We start from the raw sequence: 11,013 nt of genomic DNA, 5'->3' as shown, positions 1-11,013 counted from the left end.
GAACCTCGCCATCCGAAGATGGACGGGGTATCAACTAATCTGGCGTTGATTTTTGGCACGCTGTTGAGTTCTCAAGGAACGGACGCTTCCTTCGTTCCTGTTTCCAGGCCCTCCGGGCGCTTCCTTCGTTTCCGACTCTATCAGATCCTTTCGGCGTCTGATTCCCGGTCAGCGGGATTTGTCTTTCCGGCTGTTGGGCCGTTCCGACGAGTGAGACTTTAGCGGATTCCCTGCCTCCGACGCTAATCGGAGGCTGCGTCCAAACTTCGAACGCGGATTCCTCATTTCGCAAAAACGCACGGAAGCAGAACGGCACGGCAAAGCACCATCAGTTCTGTGGATCTTGCGGGATGGCTGTCCGGGGCCGACCGGGGTCGGTGCTCACGTCGGACAACTCGGAGAACCTTACGGACCGGGTAATCCCGTGTCAACCCCGGCCCTGGGGCGTAGCCTCTGCCTATGACTACGCGTGCGCACACCACCCAGTGGTGGGCCGCCTGACGGCGGCCCGCACTCGCGCATGCACCACGCGGCCGCCGCCTCGGCGGCCGTTCGCGTATCCCCCTCCGGGAGGCGGCCGTCGGGTCGGCGCCCAGGAGAAGAGGGAGAACGAACGCGATGACCAGGATCTTCAGCGGGGTCAAGCCGACCGGGCACCTGACGCTGGGCAACTACCTCGGGGCCGTCCGGCGGTGGGTCGAGGTCGATCAGCATCGGGCGGAGGCGCTGTTCAGCGTCGTGGACCTGCATGCGCTGACCGTGGAGCACGATCCGGCGCGGGTCCGTCGGCTCAGTCGGCAGGCGGCCACTCTGCTCCTCGCCGCCGGACTCGATCCGCAGCTGTGCACCTTGTTCGTACAGAGTCATGTGGACGAGCACGCGAGGCTGTCGTACCTGCTGGAGTGCACGGCCACGGACGGCGAGCTGCGGCGGATGATCCAGTACAGGGAGAAGAGCGTCCAGGCGCAGGCCTCGGGGCAGGGGGTGCGGCTGTCGTTGCTGACGTATCCGGTGCTGATGGCGGCGGACATCCTGGCGTACGGGGCCGAGGAGGTGCCCGTGGGTGAGGACCAGACGCAGCACGTGGAGCTGACCCGGGACCTGGCGGTGCGGTTCAACCAGCGGTACGGGCACACGTTCACGGTGCCGAGGGCGACGCGGCCGGAGGTGGCGGCGCGGGTCATGGATCTTCAGGACCCCACGTCGAAGATGGGGAAGTCCCACGCGAACGGGGCCGGGATCGTCTATCTGCTCGATGACGCGGAGACCGTGCGGCGGAAGATCATGCGGGCTGTCACGGACAGCGGGCGGGATGTGGAGTACGACCGGGAGGCCAGGCCCGGGGTCGCGAACCTGCTCGATGTGATGGCAGCCGCGACAGGTGGGAACCCCGAGGAGCTGGCCGGTGTATTCAAGACGTACGGAGCGTTGAAGAAGGACACGGCGGACGCGGTCGTCGAGCTGCTGAGGCCCGTGCGGGAGCGGCATGCCGAGCTCGCGGCGGACCCCGGCTTCGTGGATCAGGTGCTACGGGACGGGGCCGAGCGGGCCCGGGGAGCGGCGCGGCCGCTGGTGGACCGTGCCTATCGGGCGATCGGGCTGCTGCCTGCCGGGTGACGGAAGGCGTTGCGGTAGTCGCGCGGGCTGGTGGCGAGGTGCGAGGCGAAGTGCTGGCGCATCGTGACCTCGCTGCCGAAGCCCGCGCGGCGGGCCACCTCGGGGAGGGGGTGGTCGGTGAGTTCGAGGAGTTTCTGGGCGGCGGCGACGCGCTGGGTGATGAGCCAGTGCAAGGGGGTGGTTCCGGTGGTGGCCTGGAAGTGGCGGGCGAAGGAGCGGGGGGACATGCCGGCGCGGGCGGCCAGGGTCGCGACGGTGTGGGGCTCGTCGAGGTGGGCGAGGGCGTGGGCGCGGACGTCGGCGAGGGCGTCGGCGTCGCGGTCGGCGCGGGGGGTGGGGTGCTCGATGAACTGGGCCTGGGTGCCCGTGCGGAAGGGGGCGGTGACCATCGAGCGGGCGATGGAGGCGGCGGCTTCGGCTCCGTGGGCGGTACGGACGAGGTGGAGGCAGAGGTCGATGCCGGCGGCGGTGCCGGCGGAGGTCCAGACGCCGGTGTCCTCGACGAAGAGGGCGTCGGGTTCGACCTGGATCTCCGGGTGGCGGGCGGCCAGGGTGTCGGCGAGGTGCCAGTGGGTGACGGCGCGGCGGCCGTCGAGGAGTCCGGCGCGGGCGAGGACGAAGGCCCCCGCGCAGAGCGAGGCGACCGGGGTGCCCGCGGTGTGGACGCTGCGGAGGGCGTCGAGGACGGGGGCCGGGATGTCGGCGTCGGGGTCTTCGATGCCGGGGACGAGGACCAGGTCCGTGGGGGTGAGCTCGTCGAGCCAGGTGAGCGGGCGGTCGGGGGTGAGTGTGAGGCCGCCGCGCAGCGGGATGGGGGTGCGCGGGTCGGCGGCGGTCCTGCGGAGCTCGAAGGGCGGGACACCGCGGAGGGTGCGGTCGCTGTCCCAGACCTCGGTGATGACGGAGAGGTCGAAGGCGCGGATGCCGGGGAAGGCGAGGAGTGCGATGCGCTGGGGCCGGGGTGCGGGGGTGGTCGCCACGTTTGGCAGTAAACCATCGATCGCTGTCATGCACCCCTCTGGGAGACGGGGCGGGCCGGCGGAAGGATCGGGGGTATGGAGATCGCGGAGAACGCAGCGCTGGTTGTCATCGACGTACAGAAGGGCTTCGAGGAGGAGTTCTGGGGGAAGCGGAACAACCCGGCCGCGGAGGGGAACATCGCGGTTCTGATCGACCTGTGGCAGGAGACGGGGCGCCCGGTCGTCTTCGTGCGGCACGACTCGGTGGAGGGCTCGCAGTCGCCGCTGCGGAAGGGCTACGTGGGGAACGACTTCAAGGACTTCGTCGAGGAGCGGCGCGGGAAGGGTGCCGGGCCCGAGCTGCTGGTGACGAAGTCCGTGAACTCGGCCTTCTACGGGGAGCCGTCGCTGCAGGAGTGGCTCACCGGGCAGGACGTCGCGCAGATCGTGATCGTCGGGATCCAGACGAACATGTGCAACGAGACGACGGCCCGGATGGGCGGGAACCTCGGCTTCGACGTGGTGTTCCCGCTGGACGCGATGCACACCTTCGACCTGGAGGGGCCGTTCGGATGGTCTCGGAGTGCCGATGAGCTGGCGCAGGCGACGGCCGTGTCCCTGCACGGGGGGCGGTTCGCGAAGGTCGTGTCGACGGAGGAGGTCGTGAAGGGGGCGTCCGCCGGGGTCCGGTGACCCCGGCGGGGGGAGCAGGCTGCTCAGCTGTTGCCGGAGGCGAGTTCGCGGCTGCGGTCGCGGGCGGCTTCGAGGGCGGCGATGAGGGCGGCGCGGACGCCGTGGTTCTCCAGCTCGCGGATGGCGCTGATGGTGGTGCCGGCCGGGGAGGTGACGGCCTCGCGGAGCTTGACCGGGTGCTCGCCGCTGTCGCGGAGCATCACGGCGGCGCCGATGGCGGCCTGGACGATGAGGTCGTGGGCCTGGGCGCGGGGGAGGCCGAGGAGGATGCCGGCGTCGGTCATGGCCTCGACGAGGAAGTAGAAGTAGGCCGGGCCCGAACCGGAGAGGGCGGTGGCCGCGTCCTGCTGGGACTCGGGGACGCGGAGGGTCTTGCCGACGCCGCCGAAGATCTCCTCGGTGTGGACGAGGTGCTCGGGGGTGGCGTGGCTGCCGCCGGAGATGACGGACATGCCTTCGTCCACGAGGACGGGGGTGTTGGGCATGACGCGGACCACGGGGGTGCCGTTGGTGAGGCGGTCCTCGATGAAGGAGGTGGGGATGCCGGCGGCGGCGCTGATGACCAGGCGGTCGGCGGCGACGTGCGGGGCGAGCTCGTCGAGGAGGCGGCCCATGTCCTGGGGCTTGACGGCCAGGATGAGGGTGTCGGCGCGCTTGGCGGCCTCGGCGTTGGTGACGGTCTCGACGCCGTAGCGGGCGCGCAGTTCCTCGGCGCGTTCGGCGCGGCGGGCGGTGACCAGGAGGTTCGCGGGGCGCCAGCCGGCGCGGATCATGCCGCTGAGGAGCGCTTCACCGATCTTGCCGGTGCCGAGGACTGCGACGGTCTGGGTCATGGCTCTGTTCACCTCGACGGAGGGGGTACGTGTCGTCATCCTCGCACCGGCGGGCCCGGTGGTGCGCGGGTGTCCGAGGGGCGGTCACGCGGTGCGGCGGCGGAGGGTGGCCGCGCCGAGGCCCAGGACGAGGAGGGCGCAGCCCGCGACGACGAGGGCGTCGCGGACGAAGTCGCCGGTGACGTCGGGGTGGCGGAGGACCTGGTTCATGCCGTCGACGGCGTACGACATGGGCAGGACGTCCGAGATCGCTTCGAGGGCGGGGGCCATCCGGTCGCGCGGGGTGAAGAGTCCGCAGAGCAGCAGCTGGGGGAAGATCACCGCCGGCATGAACTGGACGGCCTGGAACTCGGAGGCGGCGAAGGCGGAGACGAAGAGGCCGAGGGCGGTGCCGAGGAGGGCGTCGAGGAGGGCGACCAGGAGGAGGAGCCAGGGGGATCCGATGACGTCGAGGCCGAGGAACCAAACGGCGAGGCCGGTGGCCAGGGTGGACTGGACGACGGCGAGGAGTCCGAAGGCGAGGGCGTAGCCGGCGATGAGGTCGGCTTTGCCGAGGGGCATGGCGAGGAGGCGTTCCAGGGTGCCGGAGGTGCGTTCCCTGAGGGTGGCGATGGAGGTCACCAGGAACATCGTGATCAGCGGGAAGATGCCGAGGAGGGAGGCGCCGATGTTGTCGAAGGTGCCGGGGCTTCCGTCGAAGACGTACCGGAGCAGGAAGAGCATCAGGCACGGGACGAGGAGCATCAGGGCGATCGAGCGGGGGTCGTGGCGCAGCTGACGCAGGACGCGGGCGGCGGTGGCCAGGGTGCGGGCGCTGCTCATGACCGGGGCTCCTCGTGGGTGGTCGGGGGGTGCGGGTACGCCGCTCGGGCGGCGGCGGCGTCGACAAGGCGGAGGAAGGCCTCTTCGACGGTGGCGGTGTCGTTGCGTCGGCGGAGGGCTTCGGGGGTGTCGTCGGCGAGGATCTCGCCCTCGCGCATGAGGAGGAGCCGGTGGCAGCGTTCGGCTTCGTCCATCACGTGGGAGGAGACGAGGAGGGTCGTGCCGCGGTCGGCGGCGATCTGGTGGAAGAGGTTCCACAGGTCGCGGCGGAGGACGGGGTCCAGGCCGACGGTGGGTTCGTCGAGGACGAGGAGTTCCGGGGTGCCGAGGAGGGCGACGGCGAGGGAGACGCGGCTGCGCTGGCCGCCGGAGAGCCGGCCGGCGAGGGAGTCGGCGTGCGAGGCGAGGTCGACGTCGGCGATGGCCCGGTCGACGGCCGTGCGGCGGTCGTGGCGCAGGGCGCGGCCGGGGAGCAGGACGGCGGCGAAGTAGTCGAGGTTCTGGCGGACGGTGAGGTCGTCGTAGACGGAGGGGGCCTGGGTGACGTAGCCGATGCGGGAGCGGAGGGCGGGGTCGCCCGCGGGGCGGCCGAGTACCTGGAGGGTGCCGTCGACCTTGGCCTGGGTGCCGACGACGGCGCGCATGAGGGTGGACTTGCCGCAGCCTGAGGGGCCGAGGAGGCCGGTGATCCGCCCGGCCGGGACGGTGAAGTCGAGGCCTCGGAGGACGGTGCGGTCGCCTCGGACGGCGGTGAGGGCGTGGGCGGTGATGGCCGGTTCGGCGGCGGGTTCGTCCTCGGCCCTGGCGGCGGCCTCATCCGCCGGGTAATTCATCATGTGATGAATAGTGCGCCTGGGGGTGCCGGTCGTCAAGGACCGTGCGGTCGGCGACGGGGGCTTCGCGGGGGTGGGCTACGCGGTGGGGTTACCTGCGCTTGGGCTTCTTGCGGGCCGAGGGGTTGCCCGTCCGGGTGCCCCGGCGCTTCTCGTAGCGCGTGAGGGCCGTCTCGTACTCCGCGCGGCGCAGCTTCTCGCCGGGGGCCTCGACGAAGCAGCGGAAGCAGTAGGCGAGGAGCGAGCCGATGAAGCCGATCGCCTTGAGGCTGCGCAGGGAGTCCTCGCGGGCCGGGTCCGCGGGCCGGCGGAGGAAGCCCTCCCAGGTCTTGCGGAAGGCGATGGCGCTGCAGACCGCGAACATGACGACGACCAGCGTGTTGACGATGCCGCCGACGTCCGCGATCTCCAGGCCCTCATAGGCGAAGCGCAGGACGAAGCCGGACGCGACGGCGGCGGCGAGCGCGCCCACTGCCAGGCCGGCGCGGCGCAGCGCGTAGTGGCCGCTGTGGTCGACCCAGGTCGTGCCGAAGAAGCGGATCTCTTCGGGCCGGGGACCGGCGGGGGTGCCGCCGGTCGTGCTGGGGCTCTTCTCTTCGTCGCTCACGAGGTCGATTATCCCCGGGGCGACGGAGGAGGGTCTCAGGCGCAGCGCGCCGCGACGAAGCCGTCGCTGCCCGTGCGCACGTAGGCGTCGGAGACGTACTCGCCCGGCGCTATGTTGTCCCAGATGCGTGTGGTGCCGTACGGGCCGCTGATCCACTCGCCGTACTTCTGGCAGGAGATCGCCACGGTGGCGTCCAGGGGCAGGACCCGGACGATCGGGTACTGGGTGCTCGGGCCCGAGCGCACGTTGATCCGGTAGCCCGGCGCGACCGCGTAGCGCGTCGCGCTCAGCGTGGTCACGGCGTCGTCGGTCATCTTCTTCTCGTCCGTACCCATGGTGTTCTCCCCCTGGCGCAAAAGCGCTCCACTGAGTTTCACTCTCCGCGACGCGCAGGCTAGCAAGCCCCACCGACATCGGGTGCCCCATGGACTAGGCTCCGTCGGGTCGCGCGGGTGCGCGCCAGGTGACGGTGAATCACACGGGGGTGGGCGATGCCGCCGTTGCGCGGTACCGGTGCCGACCGGGAAGCGGAGGGGCCCGAGTTCGCGGGCGGCTACCGTCTCCAGGCATGTCTGGGCTCCGGCGGCATGGGGGTCGTACACCTCGCGGCCTCGGCCTCGGGGCTGCGGCTCGCGGTCAAGGTCGTGCACGCACGGTATGCGGAGGACCCCGAGTTCAGGGCGCGTTTCCGCCAGGAGGTCGCCGCCGCCCGCCGGGTCAGCGGAGCCTTCACCGCACCGGTCGTCGACGCCGACCCGGATGCCGTGCGTCCCTGGATGGCCACCCTCTACGTACCCGGTCCCACGCTCGCCGACCAGGTGAAGCGGAACGGCCCGCTGGCCCCCGCCGAGCTGCGCCGGCTCACCGCCGGGCTCGCGGAGGCCCTGCGCGACATCCACCGCGCCGGGGTCGTGCACCGCGATCTGAAGCCGAGCAACGTCCTGCTCACCGACACCGGCCCCAAGGTCATCGACTTCGGCATCTCCCGGCCCGTCGACAGCGACCTGCGCACCGAGACGGGCAAGCTCATCGGCTCGCCGCCGTTCATGGCGCCGGAGCAGTTCCAGCGGCCGAGGGAGGTCGGGCCCGCGGCGGACGTGTTCGCGCTGGGCTCCGTGCTCGTGCACGCGGCGACCGGACACGGACCGTTCGACTCGGACAGCCCGTACATCGTGGCGTACCAGGTCGTGCACGACGAGCCGGATCTGACGGGGGTGCCGGCGGAGCTGGCGCCTCTGGTCGCCCGCTGCCTCGCCAAGGATCCGACCGAGCGGCCGACGCCGGGCCAGATCATGGCGGCGCTGCTGCCGCCCTCGTACGCGGCGGAGGCCTTCATACCGGCGCAGCGGAGGCGGCCCGCCCTGCCGGAGGGGGAGGCCGGGGCCGGACCCTCCGCCGCGTGGGACGCCGACACGCCGGTACGTGCTCCCGCGCCTCCCGAACGCCGCCGGAGCCCGCGCCTCGGCCTCCCGCGCCTGCGGCCCCGCCTGACCATCGCCGTCGCCGCCGCGCTCGCCCTGACCGGCGCCGGCCTCTACACGGCCCTGAGCCCCACGGCACCCGGCGACCACAGAACCCGCACCCGCCCGGCCGAGGTGGCCACCGCCTTCGCCGGCTGGCAGACCACCCTCCAGAAGCACGGCCCCACGGCCGCGCCCGCGTGCGGGCACGGCGGGGGCGCGCTGTACTGCTCGGCCCGGGGCGTCGGCCTTGCCCGGCTCGACCCCGTCACCGGCCGGGTCCTCTGGTCGCGGACCGCCCCCGTCAAGGCGGAGTCCCCCACCGCTCCCGTCCTCCTCACGGACGGTCTCGTCGGCGCCGCCGCCCCGACGGGCCCGCTGCGTGCGTACGCGGCCACCGGCGGCACACTCGGCTGGAGCGCCGAGTCGGACCTTCCCGAGTGGTACGTACCGGCCGGCTCCGCCGTCGTCCTGTCCGACGGGCAGGGCGGGATCCGGGCCGTCGACAGCCGCACCGGAAAGGAACTCTGGCGGCACGCCCTGGCCGGCTTCGGGGTCCCGCGGCCGGGGCCGTACGACGCCGCGACGGGGCTGGTCACCGTGTCGGAGACCTCGTTCGACGGGGCCCGCACGCGGGTCGGCGCCGTCCACCCCCGGACCGGTGAGATGGCCTGGCAGCACGACCTGGAGGGCGACCTCGATCCGCGGGGCCGCACCCGCGACGGAACGCTGCTGCTCAGCTCGCTCCGCGAGGCCGGCCTGATCGACGCCCTCGTCCTCCTGGATCCGGCGGACGGCACGGTACGTCGGCTCCCCCTCCCCCACCGGATCGACGTCCGGGGCGTCGCCGTGCGCGGTACGGCCGTCCACATCCTCGACGCGAACGGGCACCTCACCGCCTTCGACACGGCGGCGCCGAAGGGGCGGGTGCTGTGGGAGCTGGAGACGGGCGCGGGCAACGTCTCCGAGCCCGCGCTCGGGCCCGGCGACCGGCTCTACTTCTCCGTCCAGGACGGACGGCTGCTCGCCGTCGACACCGTACGCGGGGCCCTGATCGGCCAGACCCGGCCGAGGCTGCTCAACGGCCGGCTCGAGTACGCGCCGCGGGTGCCGCAGCCGCTGGTCGTCGGGGACCGGGTGTTCGGGACCGCTCCGGACGGCTCGGTCTTCGCGGTGGACGCGCGCGACCCGGCGTCCTGGTGAGCCACGCGCGCGTGGAGCCCGTACCCGTACACACGCCTACGGGCTCCACGTACTGATCCGGCGCGGACACCGCGCCGGGGGGGGTCAGCCCAGCTTCGACACGTCGCGGACCGCGCCCTTGTCGGCGCTCGTCGCCATCGCCGCGTACGCGCGCAGGGCGGCCGACACCTTGCGCTGGCGGTTCTTCGGCGCGTACACGCCGTTCAGCGCCTCACGGCGGGCGGCGAGGGTGGCCTCGTCGACGAGGAGTTCGATCGACCTGTTCGGGATGTCGATGCGGATGCGGTCGCCGTCCTCGACGAGGGCGATCGTGCCGCCCGACGCCGCCTCCGGCGAGGCGTGGCCGATGGACAGGCCCGAGGTGCCGCCGGAGAAGCGCCCGTCCGTGACGAGGGCGCAGGTCTTGCCCAGACCACGGCCCTTGAGGAAGGACGTCGGGTAGAGCATCTCCTGCATGCCGGGGCCGCCGCGCGGGCCCTCGTAGCGGATGACGACCACGTCGCCGTGCGTGACCTGCTTGTTCAGGATCTTCTCGACGGCCTCGTCCTGCGACTCGCAGACCACGGCCGGGCCCTCGAAGGTCCAGATCGACTCGTCGACACCGGCCGTCTTGACGACGCAGCCGTCGGCGGCGAGGTTGCCGTGCAGGACGGCGAGGCCGCCGTCCTTCGAGTACGCGTGGGCCGCGTCGCGGATGCAGCCGCCGGCCGCGTCCACGTCGAGCGCCGCCCAGCGCTCGGACTGGGAGAAGGCGGTCGCCGAGCGGACGCAGCCGGGGGCCGCGTGGAACAGCTCGACGGCCTCGTCGGACGGGGAGCCGCCGCGCACGTCCCAGGTGTCCAGCCACTCCTTGATGGAGCGGGCGTGGACGGCGTGGACGTCCTCGTTGAGCAGACCCGCGCGGTAGAGCTCGCCCAGGATGGCCGGGATGCCGCCCGCCCGGTGCACGTCCTCCATGTAGTACGTGCGGTCCTTGGCGACGTTCGGGGCGACCTTGGCCAGGCAGGGCACCCGGCGCGAGACCTCGTCCATGTCCGGCAGGCCGTAGTCGAGCTCGGCCTCCTGGGCGGCGGCGAGCAGGTGCAGGATCGTGTTGGTCGAGCCGCCCATGGCGATGTCGAGGGCCATCGCGTTCTCGAAGGCCGCGCGGGTCGCGATCGAGCGGGGCAGGACGGAGGCGTCGTCCTCGTCGTAGTACCGGCGGGTGATGTCGACGACCGTGCGGGCCGCGCTCTCGTACAGGTCCTTGCGGGCGGTGTGCGTGGCGAGCAGCGAGCCGTTGCCCGGGAGGGAGAGGCCGATGGCCTCGGTCAGGCAGTTCATGGAGTTGGCCGTGAACATGCCGGAACAGGAGCCGCAGGTCGGACAGGCGTTCTCCTCGATCCGGAGCATGTCCTCGTCCGAGATCTTCGGGTTCACGGCGTCGGACATGGCGTCGACCAGGTCGAGCGTGCGGACCGTGCCGTCGACCAGGGTCGCGCGTCCGGCCTCCATCGGGCCGCCGGAGACGAAGACCGTCGGGATGTCGAGGCGCAGGGCGGCCATCAGCATGCCGGGGGTGATCTTGTCGCAGTTGGAGATGCAGATCAGGGCGTCGGCGCAGTGCGCCTCGACCATGTACTCCACGCTGTCCGCGATCAGGTCGCGGGAGGGCAGGGAGTAGAGCATGCCGCCGTGGCCCATCGCGATGCCGTCGTCGACGGCGATCGTGTTGAACTCGCGCGGGATGGCGCCGGCGGCCGTGATGGCCTCGGAGACGATCCGGCCGACGGGCTGGAGATGGGTGTGGCCCGGGACGAACTCCGTGAAGGAGTTGGCGACCGCGATGATCGGCTTCCGGCCGATGTCCGCGCCGGGTACACCGGAGGCGCGCATAAGGGCGCGTGCGCCCGCCATGTTGCGACCGTGGGTGACTGTGCGGGACCTCAGCTCGGGCATCGTCGCTCGCTCCTCGTGATGGGTGTGCTTGCATTCGAGCGTACGCCG

The 11,013-nt window shown here is 72.0% G+C and carries 10 protein-coding genes; 3 read left to right on the top strand and 7 right to left on the bottom strand.

Translation table 11 applies throughout. The features are described 5' to 3' along the window. Nucleotides 1-618 precede the first annotated feature (618 nt). On the top strand, nt 619-1,617 hold the full coding sequence (trpS, locus tag ACIA8N_RS32250; protein ID WP_365784839.1) for a tryptophan--tRNA ligase: 999 nt from the start codon (nt 619-621) through the stop codon (nt 1,615-1,617). Here trpS and ACIA8N_RS32245 read toward each other — a convergent pair. Beyond that, nucleotides 1,584-2,627, bottom strand: a complete 1,044-nt coding sequence (locus tag ACIA8N_RS32245) for a helix-turn-helix domain-containing protein (RefSeq protein ID WP_365784841.1) — start codon at nt 2,625-2,627, stop codon at nt 1,584-1,586. The genes trpS and ACIA8N_RS32245 overlap by 34 nt on opposite strands. A 45-nt stretch (nt 2,628-2,672) precedes the next feature. Here ACIA8N_RS32245 and ACIA8N_RS32240 point away from each other — a divergent pair, with 45 nt between their 5' ends. Beyond that, a complete protein-coding gene (locus ACIA8N_RS32240; RefSeq protein WP_365784843.1) occupies nt 2,673-3,269 on the top strand; it encodes a cysteine hydrolase family protein in 597 nt (198 codons plus the stop codon). 23 nt (nt 3,270-3,292) lie between these two features. Here ACIA8N_RS32240 and proC read toward each other — a convergent pair whose 3' ends face one another. From proC to ACIA8N_RS32215, 5 genes are all read right to left on the bottom strand, one after another. Then, nucleotides 3,293-4,102: a pyrroline-5-carboxylate reductase gene (gene proC, locus ACIA8N_RS32235; protein WP_365784845.1), complete on the bottom strand. Its 810-nt coding sequence runs from the start codon at nt 4,100-4,102 to the stop codon at nt 3,293-3,295. Nucleotides 4,103-4,186: 84 nt separating this feature from the next. Next, nucleotides 4,187-4,924, bottom strand: coding sequence for an ABC transporter permease (locus ACIA8N_RS32230; protein ID WP_030554592.1), 738 nt, complete (start codon nt 4,922-4,924; stop codon nt 4,187-4,189). Next, nucleotides 4,921-5,760 (bottom strand): ABC transporter ATP-binding protein, encoded by an 840-nt coding sequence (locus ACIA8N_RS32225; RefSeq protein ID WP_365784847.1) that lies wholly within the window; start codon nt 5,758-5,760, stop codon nt 4,921-4,923. Before ACIA8N_RS32225 ends, ACIA8N_RS32230 begins: the two co-directional genes overlap by 4 nt. 88 nt (nt 5,761-5,848) lie before the next feature. After that, nucleotides 5,849-6,364: a hypothetical protein gene (locus ACIA8N_RS32220; protein ID WP_365784849.1), complete on the bottom strand. Its 516-nt coding sequence runs from the start codon at nt 6,362-6,364 to the stop codon at nt 5,849-5,851. 35 nt (nt 6,365-6,399) lie between these two features. Further along, nucleotides 6,400-6,699, bottom strand: a complete 300-nt coding sequence (locus ACIA8N_RS32215) for a peptidase (protein ID WP_365784851.1) — start codon at nt 6,697-6,699, stop codon at nt 6,400-6,402. A gap of 156 nt (nt 6,700-6,855) precedes the next feature. Here ACIA8N_RS32215 and ACIA8N_RS32210 point away from each other — a divergent pair, with 156 nt between their 5' ends. After that, a complete protein-coding gene (locus tag ACIA8N_RS32210) occupies nt 6,856-9,027 on the top strand; it encodes a serine/threonine-protein kinase (RefSeq protein ID WP_365784853.1) in 2,172 nt (723 codons plus the stop codon). An 84-nt stretch (nt 9,028-9,111) separates the two neighbouring features. Here the strand turns inward: ACIA8N_RS32210 and ilvD are convergent, their stop codons facing one another. Continuing rightward, complete coding sequence (gene ilvD, locus ACIA8N_RS32205) at nt 9,112-10,965, bottom strand: dihydroxy-acid dehydratase (RefSeq protein WP_365784855.1); 1,854 nt, start codon at nt 10,963-10,965, stop codon at nt 9,112-9,114. Between the last annotated feature and the right edge of the window lie 48 nt (nt 10,966-11,013).

This window comes from Streptomyces sp. NPDC051822, from assembly GCF_044452745.1.
Classification (GTDB): Bacteria; Actinomycetota; Actinomycetes; order Streptomycetales; family Streptomycetaceae; genus Streptomyces.
This window is presented reverse-complemented; position numbering and strand designations above follow the sequence as displayed.